The sequence below is a fragment of the Bifidobacterium pseudolongum subsp. pseudolongum DSM 20099 genome (assembly GCF_000771225.1).
Classification (GTDB): Bacteria; Actinomycetota; Actinomycetes; order Actinomycetales; family Bifidobacteriaceae; genus Bifidobacterium; species Bifidobacterium pseudolongum.
In genome coordinates this window covers 1-20,160 of sequence record NZ_JDTZ01000009.1, presented here as the reverse complement: position 1 = coordinate 20,160, position 20,160 = coordinate 1, and the positions used below count along the sequence as shown (strand labels likewise).

The 20,160-nt window shown below is 66.3% G+C and carries 16 protein-coding genes; 15 read left to right on the top strand and 1 reads right to left on the bottom strand.

What is annotated here, in order from left to right:
• The 10 genes from nudC to OU02_RS06425 all read left to right on the top strand — a co-directional run.
• The coding region (gene nudC / locus OU02_RS06470; RefSeq protein ID WP_033489459.1) for an NAD(+) diphosphatase at nucleotides 1-708 on the top strand (708 nt) is incomplete at its 5' end.
• 58 nt (nucleotides 709-766) lie between these two features.
• Complete coding sequence (gene gcvH / locus OU02_RS06465; RefSeq protein ID WP_033489458.1) at nucleotides 767-1,171, top strand: glycine cleavage system protein GcvH; 405 nt, start codon at nucleotides 767-769, stop codon at nucleotides 1,169-1,171.
• Nucleotides 1,168-2,559 carry an App1 family protein gene (locus OU02_RS06460; RefSeq protein WP_152593160.1) on the top strand — a complete coding sequence of 464 codons (1,392 nt, stop codon included), beginning with the start codon at nucleotides 1,168-1,170 and terminating at the stop codon, nucleotides 2,557-2,559. Before gcvH ends, OU02_RS06460 begins: the two co-directional genes overlap by 4 nt.
• Nucleotides 2,560-2,597: 38 nt before the next feature.
• Nucleotides 2,598-5,039: a S9 family peptidase gene (locus tag OU02_RS06455; protein ID WP_033489457.1), complete on the top strand. Its 2,442-nt coding sequence runs from the start codon at nucleotides 2,598-2,600 to the stop codon at nucleotides 5,037-5,039.
• Between the two features lie 98 nt (nucleotides 5,040-5,137).
• Entirely contained in the window at nucleotides 5,138-6,178 is a 1,041-nt protein-coding gene (locus tag OU02_RS06450) for a 3-isopropylmalate dehydrogenase (RefSeq protein ID WP_033489464.1), read from the top strand.
• Between the two features lie 678 nt (nucleotides 6,179-6,856).
• Nucleotides 6,857-7,567, top strand: a complete 711-nt coding sequence (locus tag OU02_RS08380) for a TM2 domain-containing protein (RefSeq protein ID WP_051918404.1) — start codon at nucleotides 6,857-6,859, stop codon at nucleotides 7,565-7,567.
• A gap of 3 nt (nucleotides 7,568-7,570) precedes the next feature.
• Nucleotides 7,571-8,701 (top strand): lipoate--protein ligase family protein, encoded by a 1,131-nt coding sequence (locus tag OU02_RS06440; RefSeq protein ID WP_033489456.1) that lies wholly within the window; start codon nucleotides 7,571-7,573, stop codon nucleotides 8,699-8,701.
• 110 nt (nucleotides 8,702-8,811) lie between these two features.
• Nucleotides 8,812-9,522, top strand: coding sequence for a Crp/Fnr family transcriptional regulator (locus tag OU02_RS06435; RefSeq protein WP_033489462.1), 711 nt, complete (start codon nucleotides 8,812-8,814; stop codon nucleotides 9,520-9,522).
• A 70-nt stretch (nucleotides 9,523-9,592) separates the two neighbouring features.
• Nucleotides 9,593-11,851, top strand: a complete 2,259-nt coding sequence (locus tag OU02_RS06430; protein WP_371836477.1) for a transglycosylase domain-containing protein — start codon at nucleotides 9,593-9,595, stop codon at nucleotides 11,849-11,851.
• Between the two features lie 98 nt (nucleotides 11,852-11,949).
• On the top strand, nucleotides 11,950-13,113 hold the full coding sequence (locus OU02_RS06425) for an NADH:flavin oxidoreductase/NADH oxidase (RefSeq protein WP_033489455.1): 1,164 nt from the start codon (nucleotides 11,950-11,952) through the stop codon (nucleotides 13,111-13,113).
• Here the strand turns inward: OU02_RS06425 and OU02_RS06420 are convergent, their stop codons facing one another.
• Nucleotides 13,114-14,262, bottom strand: coding sequence for a quinone-dependent dihydroorotate dehydrogenase (locus OU02_RS06420; protein ID WP_033489454.1), 1,149 nt, complete (start codon nucleotides 14,260-14,262; stop codon nucleotides 13,114-13,116).
• A gap of 140 nt (nucleotides 14,263-14,402) precedes the next feature.
• On the opposite strand from OU02_RS06420, the gene OU02_RS06415 reads away from it, so the two are divergent.
• The 5 genes from OU02_RS06415 to OU02_RS06395 form a co-directional block, all read left to right on the top strand.
• Entirely contained in the window at nucleotides 14,403-15,404 is a 1,002-nt protein-coding gene (locus tag OU02_RS06415; RefSeq protein ID WP_033489453.1) for a polyprenol monophosphomannose synthase, read from the top strand.
• Nucleotides 15,405-15,517: 113 nt separating this feature from the next.
• Nucleotides 15,518-16,330 carry a DeoR/GlpR family DNA-binding transcription regulator gene (locus OU02_RS06410; protein ID WP_033489452.1) on the top strand — a complete coding sequence of 271 codons (813 nt, stop codon included), beginning with the start codon at nucleotides 15,518-15,520 and terminating at the stop codon, nucleotides 16,328-16,330.
• A gap of 85 nt (nucleotides 16,331-16,415) precedes the next feature.
• Nucleotides 16,416-17,663, top strand: a complete 1,248-nt coding sequence (gene galT / locus OU02_RS06405) for a galactose-1-phosphate uridylyltransferase (protein ID WP_033489451.1) — start codon at nucleotides 16,416-16,418, stop codon at nucleotides 17,661-17,663.
• A gap of 37 nt (nucleotides 17,664-17,700) precedes the next feature.
• Entirely contained in the window at nucleotides 17,701-18,957 is a 1,257-nt protein-coding gene (galK, locus tag OU02_RS06400; RefSeq protein WP_033489450.1) for a galactokinase, read from the top strand.
• A 199-nt stretch (nucleotides 18,958-19,156) separates the two neighbouring features.
• Nucleotides 19,157-20,160, top strand: a 1,004-nt coding sequence (locus OU02_RS06395; RefSeq protein ID WP_241434875.1) for a class C sortase, incomplete at its 3' end; no start/stop codon positions are given.

The following is a 20,160-nucleotide window of genomic DNA, read 5'->3' as shown; positions in this document are numbered from 1 at the left end:
CCGGCCGCCCGCGCGGTCGACGCGGCGTTCGACGAGCGCGGGGACGCGGCTGGCGGCCCGGCTGTGCTCGAATCGGCCGTGCAGCGCTTCGACTGGGTCGACCTGCGCGCGTTCGTGCCGCACGCGTCGGGCCGCGACATCGGCGTGGCCACCACCATGCTCTCGCTCGCCAACTGGTTCGCCTACCAAACACACTGCCCCACGTGCGGCGCGCCGACCCGGCCCGCGATGAGCGGCTGGGCGCAGCGCTGCACGAACGGCGACGACGGGCACCGCCTGCTGTTCCCGCGCGTGGAACCGGCGGTGATCATGACGGTCGTCGACGCGCAGGACCGCCTGCTGCTGCAGCACAACCGCGCATGGGCCGACCCGACGCTCTATTCGGTGAGCGCGGGGTTCGTGGAGGCCGGTGAGAACCTCGAGCACGCCTGTCGGCGCGAGACGATGGAGGAGACCGGCATTGAGGTGGGCGAGGTCAAATATCTGGGCTCGCAGCCGTGGCCGTTCAAGATCTCGCTGATGATGGCGTTCAAAGGGCAGGCGCTTTCGACGCAGATCCATGTGGACGGCGAAGAGGTGGCAGACGCGCGCTGGGTGAGCCGCGACGAGTACACCGACCTGCTCGTGACCGGCCGCATCAGCGCGCCCGGCAAAGCCACGATCGCGCGCTACATGATCGAGGAATGGTACGGCCGCAGCCTGGACTGAAGATGGCCTAGACTGGGGGGGGAAGCACACGCAAGGCATACAAGAACGGAGCAAGACGATGAACGACGCAATGGAACCGGTGGACCGACTCGACATTCCCAAGCACCTGCAGTATTCGGAAGACCACGTGTGGGTCGATGACACGAAGGAGCCGGCGGTCCTCGGCATCACCGAGTACGCGGCCGAACGCATGGGCGACATCGTGTTCGTGGACCTGCCGTCGGTGGGCACGCGTGTGGAGGCCGGCGACGAACTCATGCAGGTCGAATCGTCGAAGGCGGTGGAACCGGTGATCAGCCCGGTGGCGGGCACGGTGAAATACGTGAACCACGAGGCGGAAGACGACGCCGCAGTGGTGAACGACGACCCATATGGCGAAGGCTGGCTCGTCAAGATCGACCTTGACGACGACCGCCCGGATCTGCTCAGCGCGGAAGAGTACGCGGAGAAGATCGCCGCATGACGGACAGGGACGACATCCGGCACGCGCCACAGCAGGTTAAAAGCATCCTGCAGCACGCGCTGATCCAAGCCGAAGAGGAACAGCACCGGCAAGGCCGTGTGGTGAGCAGCTCGCCGAACACGTCTGCGGCGGGGCCCGACGCGCCGGCGGCGGCCGTGGCATTGCGCACGACGAGCGCCGCCACATCGAACAGCGACATGCCCACCGTGGCGGTGCCGCTCGGTGCGGTGTCCGCGGGCACCGCGCTGCCGGCTGCGAGCGAACGGATAGCACGGCGCCGGCGGTTGCAGTGGAAGAACCCGCTCAAGCAGTTGGTGCGTAAAAGCATCATCGGCGTGTTCGGCGTGTGGCTCAAGCTCTCGACGAACCTCGTGAAGCATCTCAACTGGTTCCCGAGCATCAAACCATATGTGGGCTATGGCACCGAGGAATATTCGCGACTCGTATGCCGCACGATCTACGCGCCGACGCGCGCCAAACCGCATACGCCGATGCGCGGCATCCACGCGATGCTCGAGGTGCCGGCGGCGCACGAGCGTGTGAGCATCCACATCGACGGCGTGCCGCTGCGCACTGTGCAGGTGGGCACGATGGAGGTGTATGACCGCAACGACCCGGCGCGCGCGCAGACGATGGCGTACTCGGTCTCCGACTCCGCGGGCTATCTGGATCTGCTCGCCGAGCACCGCCTGCAGCCGGGCGTGCACCGCTTCAGCTGCAAGGTGCCGCGGCGCGGGCCGGTCGAGGCGGAACTGTTCACGATCCCGAGCGACGCGAAGGTCGGCGTGATCTCCGACGTGGATGACACGATCATGGTGACACAGGTTCCCACGCTGTGGAAGGCGGCATACAACATGCTGCTGCTTTCGCCGCGCAAACGCGCCTCCGTGCCGGGCATGGCGGTCATGTACAACGACCTCCGGCTCATGTTCCCGGATGCGCCGTTCTTCTACCTGTCCACCTCGCCATGGAACGTGGAGAGCTCGATCCGCAACTTCATCCTCGACTACGGGTTCCCCGACGGGCCGCTCCTGCTGCGCGACCTGGACCCGCGGCCCAAGACCTTCGTGCCCTCCGGCGTGCAGCACAAGCTCGAATACGCCGAGCAGCTCATGGAGGACTTCCCCGACATGAAGTTCATCCTGCTGGGCGACGACGGGCAGAAGGACCCGAGCACGTACGCCGAAATCGCCAAGCGCTACCCGGGGCGTGTGCTCGCGATCGGCATCCGCCAGCTTTCCGCGCGCGAATCGGTGGGAGGGCTGGCCTCGATGGCCGGGTTCGCCGCCACACAGCCGATGCCGGTGACCGACGTGCCGGTCTTCACCGGCGCCACGGGGTCGAACATCCGCAAGACCATGCTGCCGTACCTGCAGCAGTTCGTGTAGGCGCGCCACATGCCGTGAGGCGTGCCTATAATCGGCGCATGACCAACGAACAGCACGCACCACAGCCGCCGCGCGCCCAGCGCACGCCCACCACCCGCACCTTCCACGACGACGTGTTCGTCGACCCGTACGAGTGGATGCGCGACAAGGAATCGCCGCGGTTGCAGCGGTTTGTGGAGGAAGAGAACAAATACACGACCGCGCGCATGGCGCATCTTGCACCATTGCGCGAACGGCTGTTCGACGAGTTCAAGTCGCGCGTGCAGGAGACCGACATGTCGGTGCCGACGCGCATGGACGGCTACTGGTATTACGTGCGCACGCAGGAGGGGCTGCAGTACGGCACGCAATGCCGTCTGCCGATCCGCGGCGAGGACGACTGGGACCCGCCGGTGATCGACGCCGCACAAGCGCCGGGCGAGCTCGCGGGGGAGCAGGTCATCTTCGACGCGAACGTGGAGGCGCAAGGGCACGAGTTCTTCGCGCTCGGCGGCATGGACATCAGCAAGGACGGCCGCTGGATGCTCTTCGGCGTCGACACGCGAGGCGATGAACGCTATGATTTCGCGATCCGCGACCTCGACACGGGTGCGGAGCTGCCCGAGCGCTTCGATGGCATCGCCGCCGCGTGCTTCACACCCGACGCCCGCTACGTGTTCTACACGGTGCTCGACGACGCGCAGCGCCCGTACCTGATTCGCCGGCACAAGGTCGGCACGCCGGTCGAATCCGACGTGGATGTGTACGAGGAGCGCGACGAGCGGTTCTGGGCCGGCGTCGGCATGTCGTTCGACGACCGGCACATCGTGATCGGCACCGGCTCGAAGACCACGAGCGAGGTGCTGATGCTGCCCGTGAGTGACCCGGAAGGCGAGTTCACGCCGGTCATCCCAAGGCAGGAAGGCATTGAATACGACGTGAGCTTCGGCGTGTTCGAACACGCGGGGGAGCAGGGCGAGGACATCCCGATCGCGGTCGTCTACCACAACGCGGTCAATCCCAATTTCGAAATCGACGTGATCGACATGCGCGCGCACAAACCGCCGTACCGGTTGGGCGACGGCGCCACGATCGCGGTCGGCTCGCCGTACGGTACCGAACTCGGCGACCGTGTGCTGCCCGGCGCGCACGAGACGCCGGTCGGCACGCCGTTCACCGACGTGCGCAACCCCGCCCTGCTGCAGGGTGTGCGCGGGCTCGCGATCGAGGGCATCGCGTTCCACAAGAACTTCGTGGCGCTCTCGTACCGCGGCGATGGCCTGCCACGCCTGGCGGTCACCACGAAAAGCCAGGCGGCGCGCGATTTCCTGGCCGGCCGCCCATGGGATTTCACCGAGCTTGTGCCGCCGCCGCTCGACGGCGATGACGATCCGGCCGATGTGCCGGCATTGCGTGGGTTCGAAGGCACGGCAGGGCGCATGTATTCGATCGGCACGGCCGGCAATCCTTCGTACGAGGCGCCGCGCATGCGCTATTCGTTCACGAGCTACACGCGCCCGGGCGAACTGCGCGAGATCGACCCGGCCACGGGCGAGGACACGCTACTCAAAGCGGCCACCGTGCTCGGCGGCTACGACGCCCGCGCATACGCCGAACGGTCGATCTGGGTGCGTGCGCGCGATGGCGAATCGATCCCCGTCTCGCTCGTCTACAAGAAAGGCGCAACGCTCGAGTCGATGCCGATGTTCATCACTGGCTACGGCGCCTACGAGATCAGCACCGACCCCGCGTTCTCGGTGGCGCGCGTGAGCATGCTCGACCGCGGCGTGCTCTACGCCGTGCCGCATGTGCGCGGCGGCGGCGAGATGGGGCGCGCGTGGTACGAAACGGGCCGACGGCTCAACAAAAAACACACGTTCGAGGATTTCGTGGACGCCACGGCCGCGCTGCAGGACTGCGGGCTCGCCGACCCGGCGCGCACGGTGGCGAACGGCGGGTCGGCCGGCGGCCTGTTGATGGGTGTGGTGGCGAACCTGGCGCCGGAACGCTACGCCGGCATCGAGGCGGATGTGCCGTTCGTGGACGCGCTGACGACGATGCTCGACCCGAGCCTGCCGCTCACTGTGACGGAATGGGACGAGTGGGGCGATCCGCTGCACGATGTGGAGGCGTACCGGTACATGCGCGGGTATTCGCCGTACGAGAACTCGCCGATGCCCGCGGATGACGGGCGCATCGACGAGCCTGCGATCCCCGAGCCCGCGGCCGCCCAGCCGGCGCGCGCCGTGTGGCGCGACGGCGAGGCGGTGGAGGTCTACCCACGCATCTTTGTGACGACGTCGATGAATGACATGCGCGTGCTTGTGGTGGAGCCGCTCAAATGGGTGGCGCGCCTGCAGGCGGCCGGGCTCGACGCCGTGATCAAGGTCGAGGTGGAGGCCGGGCACGGTGGCGGCACGGGCCGCTACAAGCGCTGGCGCGACGTGTGCTACGAGAACGCGTGGTGCCTTGACGTGATGCGCGCGACCGAGCTCATGTAGCGCGGGACGTCTTGCCATGTGGATGTTTTGCGAAGAGCTGTCCAAGAAATGAGCCGCATGGGTTCGCCATGCGCGTGCCGCGTGTACGCTCGCGTCCTATGAGTGAAAACAAGACGCAGTACACGATCGCCGTGATTCCCGGCGATGGCATTGGCAAGGAAGTCACGCCGTGGGCCCAGCAGGCGCTGGAGAAGGCGGCCGGCGACGCGGCGCAGTTCACCTATGTGGACTTCGATCTGGGCGCGGAGCGCTACCTGCGCGACGGCGAGATCCTGCCCGACGAGGACCTGGAGCGCATCAAGGGCACCGACGCGATCCTGCTCGGCGCGGTAGGCGACCCGCGCGTCAAGGCGGGCGTGCTGGAGCGCGGGCTGCTGCTCAAGCTGCGCTTCGCGCTGGACCAGTATGTGAACCTGCGCCCGTCCAAGCTGTACAAGGGCGTCACCTCGCCGCTCGCCGAGCCGGGCGAGATCGACTTCGTGGTGGTGCGCGAAGGCACCGAAGGCCTGTATTGCGGCGCCGGCGGCGCAATCCGCAAGGGCACCGAGCACGAGGTGGCCACCGAGGTCTCGATCAACACCGCGTACGGCGTGGAGCGCGTGGTGCGCTACGCGTTCGACTTGGCCATGAAGCGCCGCAAGCATGTGACGCTCGTGCACAAGAAGAACGTGCTCGTGAACGCCGGTGACATGTGGCAGCGCATCGTGGACAAGGTGGGCGAGGAGTACCCCGAGGTCACGCACGACTACAACCATGTGGACGCCGCCACAATCTACCTGGTCAACGACCCCTCGCGCTTCGACGTGATCCTGACCGACAACCTGTTCGGCGACATCCTGACCGATGAGGCGGGCGCCGTGGTGGGCGGCGTGGGCTATTCCGCGTCCGGCTGCATCAACGCGATCAACGAATACCCGTCGATGTTCGAGCCGATCCACGGATCCGCGCCCGACATCGCAGGCCAGGGCATCGCGAACCCGACCGCCGCCATCCTGTCGGCGGCCATGCTGCTGCGCCACCTTGGATTCGATGACGCCGCCGCGCGGATCGACGCCGCGGTCGAGGCCGACATCGAGGAGCTTGGCTCCACCACACGTTCCACCGCGGAAGTGGGCCGCGACATCCTGGCCCGCATCTGACATGGGCCGGGCCACACCCGCCGTACATCGTGGCTCGGCTGTAGACTGAGCGGCGAACACGCACGATTCATGGCGCGCACACCGCGCGCCTAACCAGCGAAAGAGGTACAGCTATGTGCTGCAATTGTGAAGAAGCTTCGATGAACTACAGCAACGGTTTCCAGACCTACGCGCGCCCGACCGCCGGCCCGTACATCGCCACGACCCATGTGCCGAGCGAATACGGTCCGACCTACGTGGCCTGAGCCTCGCGCTTGATCCCCACGGCGGCCGGCGTGCCCACATGGCATGCCGGCCGCCGTTGTCATATGCCATTACACCCCCAATCCGCGCCCCAACAGTCCTGTTTCCAGCGTATCCCCGTTCCCCGTATGTCCGTAAGTGTCTAGCTGCTAGCCATGTGCGGTCGTCGACTGCTGTCTGCATGGCTGTTGGTGTCTAGTTGCTAGCCGCGGGTTGTCACCGACTGCCTTCCGTATGTCCGTTGGTGTCTGGTGGCTAGTCATGTGCTGTCGCCGGTTACCTACAGTATGGCTGTCGGTGTCTGGAAGACGACCGTCGACAGCCATCGTGAGCCGGAAAACAAAGGTCCCATGAAACCGCGGCCGTGTAGAGTGGTAATGGCAGCCGACAGCCGATACGGCTGGATACGGCAAACACGACACGAAAAGAGCATCCATGACCGATCCGACCAATCCGAACATCAACCCCGCGCCGTCCAACGACGAGACGCCTGCCGCGTATACCGGCGGCACCATAGCTGACGCCAATCAGCAGGACGTCGAAGTGACCGAGACCTTCACCACGGCAATGCCGCAGATGCCTGATCTGCCGCCGAATCCGAACGGCACCATGGGCGATCCGTACTCGGCCGACCAGCAGGCCACGACCGCCATGCCGAATGTCGCCGCGCACACCGCAGATCCATACACGCAGCCAGCCACGGCGAATACCCCGCAATACGGCCAGCCGGCCTCCAATCCCTATACACAACCTGCTGCGAATCAGTATGCGCAGCCGGCTGCCGATCCATACACACAGCCGTCCGCCGATCCGTACGGGCAGCAGTACGCGCAGCCGCAATACGGCCAGCCGGCCCCTGGCGCCCCGACATATGCGGCGGTGCCGACGGGCTACATCCCGCGCAACAAGATCCTCGCCGGCCTGCTCGCGCTGTTCTTCGGCGCTTTGGGCATCCACAACTTCTACCTCGGCTTCACCGGCAAGGCGATTGCCCAGGTGCTGCTCACATGCCTCGGCTGGATCGTGTTCGGCCTCGGCCCAATCGCCGCGATCATCTGGTCGATCGTCGAAGGTGTGCAGATCCTCACATCGGACTACGGCACGCCGGCGCACCGCGACGCCCGCGGCGTCGAACTCGTCGACTGACCCATGCCCGCAATCGGCGAAGTCAAGATTCCCGGCGGCAAACTCGTGCGCGTGACGGTTGCGGATGCAGCCGGCACGCGCACATGCCATATCGACGGCGATTTCTTCGCCGCCGGCGAGCGGTCGTCCGCCGCGGCGATCGCGCAGGCCGAAGAGGTGCTCGCCGGGCGTCTTAGCGCACTCGATGCGCCCGGCGTGGCGATCGAACCGTGGTACCGCGCCACCGTGCGCGCGCTCGAACCGATTGTGGAACGCGTGTTGATCGGCGCGAACGCCGAATCCATCGCGCTCGCGGCGTTGCGCGCCCATGCGCAGTGCGCGCCCGAGCCGTTCGCGCAGGCGCTCGCGCGGTTTGAGGGCGAGCGCAACGCGCGCATCCACCGCCAATGGCAGGCCGCACAGCACGGCGAGCACCCCCAGCCGCCGCTGATCGACCCGCGCGAGGTGCACGAGCGCTGGCGTGCGCTCGCCCCCGTGCTCGTGGAGGACCGCCCGCGCATGCCCGAAGAGCAGATGCGCGTGGAGCGCGAATGGTCGCGGCAGGTGGCGCACGGCGCGCGCCCGGCCACGCTGCGCGTGTGGGATTGGGGCGCGCCCGCGGTGGTGTGCGGGGCGTACCAGTCGATCGAAGACGAAGTGCGCCTCGACCAGGCGCGTGGGCGCGGCGTGCACGTGGTGCGGCGCGATTCGGGCGGTGGCGCGATGTACATCGAGCCTGCGCGCACGATCACCGTTTCGTTGTACGCGCCGCTCGGTTTTGTGCAGGGGCTCGATGTGGCGCAATCGTTCCAGTTGTGCGATATGTGGCTCATCGAGGGGCTGCGCGCGTGCGGTGTGCGTGCGTGTTTCGCCGGCCTCAACGACATCGCGGGCCCGCACGGCAAGATCGGCGGGTCGGCGCAGCAGCGCGTGCCCGGGGACCCGGGCTGCGTGCTGCACCACACGACGCTCGCGTACAGCATCGACGCGCGCGCGATGGGCGCCGTGTTGAACACGAGCGCCGAGAAGATGTCTGACAAAGCGGTCAAATCGGCGGTGAAACGCGTGGAGCCGATATGCGCGGGCACGCGGCTCACACGCGCGCAGGTCGTGGCGCGCCTCGTGCGCACGGCGCGCGCATTCGGCGCCTTATGACGCGCGGGGCGCGGCGGGCTGTGGTTCGGTGCGCGGCTGGACTACAATGGAACAACCGTGCGCCCATGGACGGCCCGGGCGCAGGCACACGGTTCGAGCATGAGGTGGTCATGGCGACGCACAACGACGATCAGACGCACAACCCGCTGCTGCACACGGCCCTGTTCAAGCAGGTCTCCGCGCAACAGGCTGAGGAGCTGCTGCCACATATGCACAGCGCTGTGGTGAACAAAGGCGACACGATTTTCCGCGAGGGGGACACCGATCACCGCATGTATGTGATCGAGCAGGGGCGCGTGAAGCTGATCCGGCAGTCGGCGGACAACCGCGTGCAGCTGCTGAGCATCCACACGCGCGGCGAAGTGCTCGGCGAGATTCCCGTGTTCGACCCCGAAGGGGGCCCACGCACGGCGACCGCAGTGGCGATGCTCAATGGCACCAAAGTGGTGTGGCTCGAACACGACGCGCTGTTCGCGTGGCTCAACGCGCACCCGCGCGTGGCCGTCGACATGCTGCAGGTGCTGGCGAACCGCCTGCGCCTGAACAACGAGCGGATCGCGGACCTGGTGTTCATGGACGTACCCGCGCGCTTGGCGAAGACACTGCTCAATCTGGCGGCGCGCTTCGGCAAGCCGGTCGAGGCGGGGCTGCAGGTGCCGCACGACCTGACGCAGGAGGAGATGGCGCAGCTTGTGGGGTCGTCCCGCGAAACAGTGAACAAGGCGCTCATGGATTTTGCCAACCGCGGATGGATCGCGCGTGAGGGGCGCACGATCATCATCTACCAGCCGGGCAAACTGATCCGCCGCTCGCAGCACTAGCGCGGGCGGTTGCGCACATTGCGTGAGCATTGCGGGGAAGCTGTGGACGCAGTAGAGCCGACCATTTAGAATGGTCAGCATGCCGAAGCCGAACAAGAAGAAATCCCTGACTGGAATGCGCGTGCTTGCGCTCGCGCTCGCGTTCATCACCCTGTGCATTGCGGGCGGTGTGACGATGAGCGTGCTGTTCCTGCCCGCGGTGATGGGCGCGAACAATGTGGCCAAAGCGGTGGCCCCGTCGATGCAGGTGGAAGGCATTGACTTCGATGTGACGAATCTGCCGCAGAAATCGACGATGTACGCGAGCGACGGCAAGACCGTGATTGCGGAGTTCTATGCGCAGAACCGCGAAGTGGTGCCGCTCAAAGACATCTCCAAACCGATGATGCAGGCCGTGGTGGCCCGCGAGGACAAGCGCTTCTGGGAGCATTCGGGCGTGGATGTGCAGGGCGTGATGCGCGCGTTCGTGCAGACCTACATGCGCAAGGGCGACCAGCAGGGCGGTTCGTCGCTGACGCAGCAGTACGTGAAGAACGTGCTCGCCACCAAGGCGCGCGACAACAACGACCCGATCGCCGCATACCATGCCACCGAAGACACGATCGCGCGCAAGCTGCGCGAGATGCTCATCTCGGTGCAGATGGAGAAGAAGTATTCGAAGCAGGAGATCTTGCAGGGGTACCTGAACATCGCGCAATTCGGCAGCAATTCGCTGTACGGCGTGCAGGCGGCGGCGGAACGGTATTTCGACACGACCGCAGACAAACTGAATGTGGTGCAGGCGGCCACGATCGCCATGATCACGAAGAACCCGTCGAAATACGACCCTTCGATTCCAGAGAACCAGGAAGAGGCGCAGAAGCAGCGCAACATCACGCTCCAACTGATGCACGACCAAGGCTTCATCACGCAGAAGGAGTACGAGGAGGCCGTGAACACGCCGCTTGTCGACACGCTGCATTTGACGAGCGTGAGCCGCGGCTGCATGGCCGCGAAGTACGACGCCGGCTATTTCTGCGATTACGTGGTGCACAAGATCGAGAACTCGCCCGAATTTGGCAAGACGGCGGAAGACCGTGAGCGCCTGCTGCAGGAGGGCGGCCTCAAGATCGTGACGACGCTCGACCTGGATGCGAACGCGGCGATGATGGACGTGGCGAACGCCACAATCCCGGCGGCCGATTCGAGCGGCATGGAGATCGTGATGGCCTCGGTGAAGCCCGGCACCGGCGAAGTGCTCGGCTTCGGCCTCAACCGCACCTATGACGCGACCGACGCGGCGGCCACCGACCCCACACGCTCGTCGATGAACTACGCGGTGGACCAGATCGACGGCGGCGGCCAGGGCTTCCAGATCGGTTCGTCGTGGAAGCCGATCAACCTCGTGGCGTGGATGCAGCAGGGCCGTTCGATCAACGAAAGCCTTGTGGCGCCCACCGACTTCCTGACGAACAGGTTCTCGTGCAACGGCTACCAGGGCGGCACCGACAACTGGCATGTGACAAACGCGTTGACGAACGGCACGGTTTCGCCGGAAAGCCCGTTCCTCGGCCTCGTTCATTCGCATAACACGACGATGGCGGCGATGGGCGCGCAGATCGGCCTGTGCGCGGTGGCCGACGCCGCGAAGTCGCTCGGCTACCACAATTCGAAGATCGGGCAGGAAGACGTCTACAGCGACATCTCGATGCACCCCGCGCTGCTGATCGGCGGCACCACCTCGGTCTCGCCGCTCACGATGGCCAACGTGTACGCTACGATCGCGGCCGACGGCGTCGAGTGCACGCCGGTGGCGATCAAGTCGGCCGAGGACTCCGACGGCAACAAGCTCGAGGTGCCGCAGGCGAACTGCCACCAGGCGGTGGACAAGGAGATCATCCAGACGCTCGCGTACACGATGAACCAGGGCGTGACGCGCCCTGACGGTGCCGCCCGCGCCGCCCAGCTGGCCGACAATCGCAAGACCTTCGCGAAAACCGGTACGAACGAGAACATGTATGTGACCACGGGCGGGTTCATCCCGCACCAGATCGCCACGTTCGTGCTCGTCGGCGATGTGCAGGACCCGATCAACCACCCGATCGAGAACATCGCGATCAACGGTGAATACCACGGGTACTGGGATGGTTCAACAATCGCCGCGCCTGCGTTCAGCAAGACCGTGAGCCAATACGCGGCGAAGAAAAACCTGCCGATGGACAACGACTACGGCCAGGCCGCGGACAAGTACATGAAGCAGGTGGGCGTGTCGAGATTGCAGAACGGCAACACGCTGCAAGGCACGCAGCAGGGACAGTTGCAGCAGCAACAGAACCAGCAGACCCGGTGACCCCGGTTCTATGAGCCCTGCCAACAGTGATTGAGGTGGCGGCGCATCCATGCGGGTGCGCCGCCACCTCCATATGCGGTGTGGTAGGGTGGCGGGGTATGGGCAAAGCACAACCACATACCAAGAACACCAAGAAATCCAAGAAAACCAAAGCGGTGCAACCAGCGGCCGCGGCAACGGAGCCGGCGCTGTTTACCCCGATCACGCTGCGTGGCATGACCGCACGCAACCGCGTATGGCTGCCGCCGATGGACATGTATTCGGCGTTCGCGTGCGACGGCCGGCCCACCGCCTTCCACTACCAGCACTATGTCTCCCGTGCGATGGGCGGGTTCGGCCTCATCATCGTCGAATCGACCGCGGTCACGCCTGACGGGCGCATCTCGCCGTGCGACCTGGGTTTGTGGGAAGACGGGCAGATCGACGCGTACCGGTGGGTCACCGACGGCATCAAACAGGCCGGCGCCGTGCCCGCGATCCAGCTCAACCACGCCGGACGCAAAGGCTCGACCGGCTGCTTCGCAATCGGATACGATGGGCAGACCGTGCCGGCCGACAAAGGCGGTTGGCGCACCGTGGGTCCCTCCGACCTGCCGTTCGGCGATCTGCAGGCGCCGCGCGCGTTGAGCGTGGACGAGATCCACGGAATCGTGCACCGCTTCCGTGACGCCGCATGGCGCGCGATGACCGCCGGGTTCGAGGCGATCGAGATCCACGCCGCGCATGGGTACCTGCTTTCGGAGTTCCTCGATCCGCTGGTCAACACGCGCGACGACGAGTATGGCGGATCGCTCGCCAACCGCATGCGCATGCTCGTGGAGGTCGTGGACGAGGTGCGAGGCGTGATCCGCGACGACATGCCGCTCTTCGTGCGCATCTCAGCGACCGACTGGGCCGAGGGCGGCTGGGACGCTGACCAGAGCGTGGAGTTGGCGTGCACGCTCAAGGACCATGGCGTGGACCTAGTCGACGTGTCGACGGGCGGCCTGATCGACGGCGTGACGATCCCGGTCAAGCCGGGCTATCAGGTGCCGTTCGCCGACCGCATCCGCGCGAAGGCCGGTGTGCCGACGACGGCGGTCGGCCTGATCACCAAGCCACGGCAGGCGCAGAAGATCGTGGCGCACGGGCAGGCCGACGCCGTGGAGATCGGACGCGCCGCCCTGCGCGACCCGTACTGGCCTCTGCGCGCCGCCGCGAAACTGGGCGTCGGGCGCGCGCGGATCCCATACCCGCCGCAGTACTTGCGCGGCGCGTGGTGATCAGGCGTCGACGCCGACGGCTTCGCCCACATGCGCGAAGCCGTCGCGCTTGAGCAGCTCCGCCAAGCCACGCTTGAGCACGGTGATCTGCTGCGGCCCGCGGTACATGAGCGCGGTGATGAACATGACGAGCGACGAGCCGGCACGGATCTTGTCGTAGGCCTGCTGCGGCGTGAATACACCGCCGACCCCCGCGATCGCGAAGCGCTGGCCGTAGTCGCGGTAGACGCGGCGGATCAGTTCGGTGCTTTCGACCGTGCACGGACCGCCCGAAAGGCCGCCAAGCCAGTCGCGCGGGATGTTCATGCCGGTGCGGTCCTTCTGCAGGTTGGCGATCGTGACGCCCTGCACATTGTGTTCGGCGAGCACGTCGAGCAGCTCCTTGAACTCGGGCCACGTCTTGTTGAGCGGCATCTTGACGAGCGTGGGCTGCGGGCGGTCGATCTTGTCGAGTTCGGTGAACAGGCGGTCGAGCGCGTTGGGGTCCGCGGTGAACGGTTCGCCCACTGTGGTGTTGGGGCATGAGATGTTCACTTCGACCATCGCGGTGCGGCCGGCCGCGCGGCGCATCGAGATGCAGTAGTCCTCGATGCCTTCGTCCAGGTCGCCCACCAGATGGTCGTTCGTGCGGGCGATCGACACGGACATCTGCATCGTCTTCGTCTTGCTCCACGCCCGCTGCGCGCGGTCGATCACCTCGGCGGAACCGAGGTTGGCCAGGCCCACGTGCACCATCATCGAATCGTATTCGGGCAGGCGGTGGAACCACGGGCGCGCGTTGCCCTGGCACGGGCGCGACGTGGTCGATCCCACGGTCTCGAAGCCGAAGCCGGCATTGTCGAGCAGCGTGGACATCTCGCAGTTCTTGTCGAGGCCGGCGGACAGCCCGAAGGGGTTGGCGAAGTGCACGCCCATCGCTGTGGTCTCGAGCACCGGGTCGGTGTAGTCGAGCATCGTGCGCAACAGCCACATGAGCGGCGGCACGCGGCGTGTGACATCGCAGAAGCGGATCATCTGGTCGTGCGCCACATCGGGCGTGTGGTTGAACACGGCGTACGGTTTGACCACGTTTTTGTAGGCGAAGGTGAAAAGGTCGGTCGTGGCCTTGTTGACGGCGTCGTGCAGACTATGCTCAGATACATAAGACATGCGTCCATTGTGCCACGAACGGCCGTGCGCGTCGAGGCCCGCGGGGCCGTGGGGCAGGGGAGGGCGGCCGGTTCACGCCGGGCGCACCGCACCGCGACACACTACAGTCGTGGCATAGCCGAAAGCAGGAGGTGGAGCAGATGACGGATCGCGTATGCGTGGTCATGCCAACGTACAACGAGCGCGACAACCTGGAGCCCACGCTCACCGGCGTCTTTGTGCAGAACCCGGGCGTGGACGTGCTCATTGTGGACGACGCCTCGCCCGACGGCACCGGCACGCTCGCCGACGTGATCTCGAAGGCCACCAACATGGCGCCGCAGCTGAGCGTGCGTGTCAAGCCCGGCGCGCAGTCGAGCGACGTGGGCTTCGAGCGTGACGGCAAGAACGCCAAGGTGCTTTCCGACGCGCGCGTGAGCACGCCGGACCTGAAGATCGCGAACCGCATCAACGGCTGCACGATGGATTCGCGCGTGTTCGTATTGCACCGCAAAGGCAAGCTGGGGCTCGGCTCGGCGTATGTGGACGGCTTCACATGGGCGCTCGGGCACGGCTATACGCTGATTTGCGAGATGGACATGGACGGCTCGCACCGCCCCGACGACCTCAAGCGCATGCTCGACCGGATTGAGGGGGACGCGAACATCGACCTTGTGCTGGGCTCGCGGCGTGTGCCCGGCGGCACGACCGAGAACTGGCCGTGGTACCGCGACCTCATCAGCCGCATGGGCTCGCAGTACGCGCGCCTCATGCTCGGGCTCAAGGTGCGCGACATGACGTCGGGGTTCCGCGTCTACCGCGCGGGCATCCTGCGCAAGGTGAACCTGCGCAGTATCGAAGACAACGGCTACGTGTTCCAGATCGACATGACCCGGCGTGTGGTCGCCGCCGGCGGCACCGTGGTGGAGATGCCGATCGTGTTCCCCGAACGCGCGCGCGGCGAATCGAAGATGGATGGGTCGATCGTGCGCGAGGCGATGGACAAGGTGACGCGCTGGGGCTTCGCGCGCATGCATCGCCAGCTGCACGACCCCAACGAGATCCCGCGCGAGATCACCGACTCCAAGCGCCAGATCGAGGACGGCCCTGACGAGATGCTCGACGACGAGCTGGTGGACGAGGCCGAGGCGAACATCGACTGAATTGTTCGCAATGTGGACATGTGAATGTGCGATTGAGTGCGGTTTTGTTGGGAAACACGCTGAAATGCGCAAACTGAGTTGGTGTTTGGGAGATAATGTGAGATAATGTTCGCATGATTTCCTCACAACGTCAGCATCTGATCCTGAGCCGCCTGCGTACGCGCGGTGCGGTGCGCATTACCGCGCTTTCGAAGGAACTCGGTGTCTCGGCCATGACGATCCGCCGCGACATCGCCGATCTGGCCGACAAAGGCCTGCTCAAGCGCGTCCACGGCGGCGCCGTCTCCACGAGCACGCTGCTGAGCGAGCCGCTGTTCTCCGTCAAATCGCAGATGGAGCTCGGGCTCAAGGACGCGATCGCACAGCGTGCGATCGAGTACGTCTCGCCGGGCGATGTAATCGCGATCGGCGGCGGCACGACCGCCTACGTGTTCGCCCAGCACCTGCTCGAATCGCAGCGCGCCAACGGCATCACGATCCTCACGAACTCGATTCCCGTGGCCGAGCTCGTGCAGGCGCTCGAATCCAAGGACGTCGAGGTGATCGTGACCGGGGGCGTGATCACACGCTCGAATTCGCTCGTGGGGCCGATCGCCGACAAGGTGATCGCCTCGCTGCGCGTCAATACCGTGTTCCTCGGCACACACTCGGTCTCGGTGCCGCGCGGTTTCCTGATGCCCAATTCGCTCGAAGCGGCCACCGACATGGCCATGATGGACATCGCGGACCGCACGATCATCCTGACCGACCACACGAAGTGGAGCAGCACATCGCTTTCGCTGTTCGCCCGCTTTGACCAAGTGGACACGGTGATCACCGACGACGGGCTCGACCCGGACTCGGCGACCAAGACGCGCGACCTCGTCAAGGAACTCGTGCTCGCCCACGGCGCGGACGAGGCCGACGATGAGCTGCCCGAAGACTGAGCGGCCCACACCAACCCAAGTCCGGCGCCGCCTTCGCGGCGCGCCGGCAACACCCCAACCAGCAGCACAACACAAGAGGACACCGATGTCTCAATTCGCCCACTACCAGCCGGGCGAATATGCGCAGGAGCATATTCGCATCACCCCCACCACGCTGTCCGACGGCCGCGAGTTCTTCTATCTCGACGACGAGCCCGACTACGTCTCCGGCAAGAAGACGCGCCAGCTCGTCGACCCGCGCGACCTGCCCTACCGCTTCGCGCCGCACCTGGACGCGGACGGCAACGACGTGCCGTATGCCGCACCGCAGATGCGCCGCGACCCGCTCACCGGCGACTGGATCCCGATGGCCACGGCCCGCATGAACCGGCCGATCACGATCGGCCCCGGCGCCACCGCCACCGGCAACCCGCTCGCCGCGCGCAAACCGGGCGACCCCTACCAGGACGGCGAAGTGCCGGACACCGATTACGACGTGGTCGTCTTCGAGAACCGCTTCCCTTCGATGGTGCAGGTGCCGGGCGTGCCCAACGAGACGGTGGACGTGGACGGCAGCCCGCTGTGGCTCCAGCGCCCGGCGTCCGGCCGTTGCGAGGTCATCTGTTTCGACCCCAACGAGCACGGCCTGCCCGCCGACCTGCCGGTCGAACGCCTGCGCACCGTTGTGGAGGCATGGGCGTTCCGCACCGCCGAACTGAGCGCGATCGACGGCCTCGAGCAGGTCTACGTCTTCGAAAACCACGGGCAGGAGATCGGCGTCTCGCTCGCGCACCCGCACGGCCAGATCTACGCCTACCCGTTCATCGCCCCCAAGCTCGAGCAGGAGCTCAAGCACACCGAGGCCTACCACGAGCGCACCGGCGGCAATCTGCTCGCCGACATCATGCGCGCCGAGATCGACGCCGGCGAGCGCGTGATCATGCGCAACGGCAGCTGGGTGGCCTACGTGCCGGCGGCCGCGCGCTGGCCCCTCGAGGTGCAGGTGCAGCCGCTGCGCGACGTGCGCACCCTTGACGAGCTCAACGATCAGGAGCGCTGGGACCTGGCGCAGATGTATTCGCAATTGCTCAAGCGCGGCAACATGTTCTTCGACACCGGCGACGGCAAGGGCATGGACCTGCCGTACATCGCCGCATGGCACCAGGCACCCGTGCGCGACCCGCGCGGCGAGCACTACCGTCTCAACCTGCAGTTCTTCTCGTTCCGCCGCGCGGCCAACAAGATCAAGTACCTCGCCGGTTCGGAATCGGGTATGGCCGCGTGGGTGAGCGACACGACGCCCGAACTCATCGCGCAGCGCTTCCACGAACTCGGCGCGGTCGACCTCGACTAGGCGCGCCCCCGCACAACAGACGACAGAAGGGACCATCATGACCACTGCAGTGGAATTCATCGAGCCGATGGGCGACGCCGACGGCGCCGCCCGCGCCGCCGCGCTGTTCGAAGCGCGCTTCGGCATGGCGCCGGCGGGCGTGTGGGCCGCGCCGGGCCGTGTGAACCTGATCGGCGAACACACCGACTACAACGGCGGCCTGTGCCTGCCGATCGCATTGCCGCACCGCACCTATGTGGCGCTCGCCCCGCGCGAAGACACGACCGTGCGCGTCATCTCCGACATGACGCCCAGCGAGATGACCATGGCCGATCTGGACGGCCTCGGCGCAGGCGGCGTGGACGGCTGGGGCGCCTACCCGATCGGCGTGGCCTGGGCGTTGCGCGAAGCCGGTTTCGACGAGGTACGCGGGTTCGACGCCGTGTTCAGCTCGTGCGTGCCGCTCGGCTCCGGCCTGAGCTCGTCGGCCGCGATGACCTGCTCGACCGCGCTCGCGCTCGACGATGTGTATGGACTCGGGTTCGGCGGCAGCGATGAAGGGCGCATCACACTGATCGACGCGGCCGTGATGGCCGAGAACGAGATGGCGGGGGCGTCGACCGGCGGCCTCGACCAGAACGCCTCGATGCGCTGCACGGCCGACCACGCGATCCGCCTCGACTGCATGCCCGGGCTGACCGCCGCGGAAAGCGTGCGCCAGGAGCCGTTCGACCTTTCGGCGTACGGGCTTGAGCTGCTCGTGCTCGACACGCAGGCGCCCCACCAGCTCAACGACGGCCAGTACGAGGCGCGGCGCACGATGTGCGAAGAGGCCGCGCGGATCCTCGGTGTGCCGAACCTGCGCATGGCGGCCGACCAGGTGAACGCGGCGGCCGATCCCGCCGCGGCGCTCGAGGATGTGCTGGGGCGGCTCGATGACGAGACGATGCGCAAGCGCGTGCGTCATGTGGTCACCGAAATCGGCCGTGTGGACGACTTCGTCGACGCGTTCGGCCGAGGCGATATCGAGACGGCCGGCGCGTTGTTCAACGCGTCGCATGATTCGCTGCGTGACGATTACGAGGTGACCGTGCCCGAACTCGACGTGGCCGTGGCCGTGGCGCGCGACGAGGGCGCATACGGCGCGCGCATGACCGGCGGCGGCTTCGGTGGCTCGATCATCGCGCTCGTCAACGCAGGCGAAAGCCGCCGCATCGCGCAGGCGATCGCCGACGAATTCGCGCGCCGTGGGTTCGATGCGCCGCGCGCATTGCCGGCGCGCGCCTCGCGGTCGGCGCACCGCGTAGACGACTGACACGCGCGCATGACCGGCGGCCGTGCGGGGGAGTCCCCATGCGGCCGCCGTGCGTTATGCATAGTGAGAAGTCGTGAAGATTTGGGACGCCCCATGGTGCCCGGCGCGCAAAGCGATTATGCTCACAAGGCAGAAGAGTGCCGTGGGGCGTGCGCGAGCGCGCCCCGGGAAGACATGCAGCAGGGGTGACGCACGCCAGATGAACGAACAGCCGAACGACGCGACCACACACACCACGCAGGACATGGGGCTGGACGGGCTGCCGCAGTTCGCCGACGGGCCGCAGGGCGATGTGCCGCCACAGCCGGCGGCGCCCGAAGCGAAAGCCGCCGCGCAGCGGCGCAGCAACCGGCAGTTCATCGCGATCCTGGTGGCGATGAGCGTCATGCTCGTCGTGGGTGTGGGCCTGATCCTGTACCCGACCGTGGCCGACGCGTGGAACCGCCATGTGGCGAGCCGCGTGGTCGCCGGCTACGTGGAGCAGGTGGCCGACACGTCCAAGGAGGACCGCGAAGCCCAGCTCGCCCGTGCGCGCGCATACAACGAGTCGCTTGTGGGGCGCGGCGTGACGCGCTTCCTACCGACCGAAGAGGAGAAGAAGGAATACAATTCGATCCTCGACATCACCGGCACCGGCATCATGGGCTATGTGACGATCCCGAAGATCGACGCGCGCCTGCCGATCTACCATGGCACCGACGAAGCGGTGCTGCAGATTGCCTCGGGGCATATGGAGGGCTCGAGCTTCCCGATCGGCGGCGAATCCACGCACGCCGTGCTCACCGGCCACACCGGCCTGCCGAGCGCGATGCTGTTCACCGGCATCGACACCCTGGAAAAGGGTGACACGTTCACCGTCACCGTGTATGACGACGTGCTCACCTACGAGGTCGAAGAGACGCACGTGGTGCTGCCCGACAACGTGAAGAACCTCGAGATCCAGAAGGGGCGCGACCTTGTCAGCCTCGTCACTTGCACGCCGTACGGCGTCAACTCGCACCGCCTCATCGTGACCGGCACGCGCATCCCCACTCCGGAGGAGGCGAAGCACGCGACGTACGAGAACAAGGCGTTGAAGCAGGATATGCTCATCACCGTCATCATCACCGTGGCCACGATCGCCGCGCTCGTGACGGTCTTCACCGTGCAGCGCAGGCGCCTGCGCGGTGCGGGCAAGCCGTCGCGCCACGCGAGGGGCAGGCA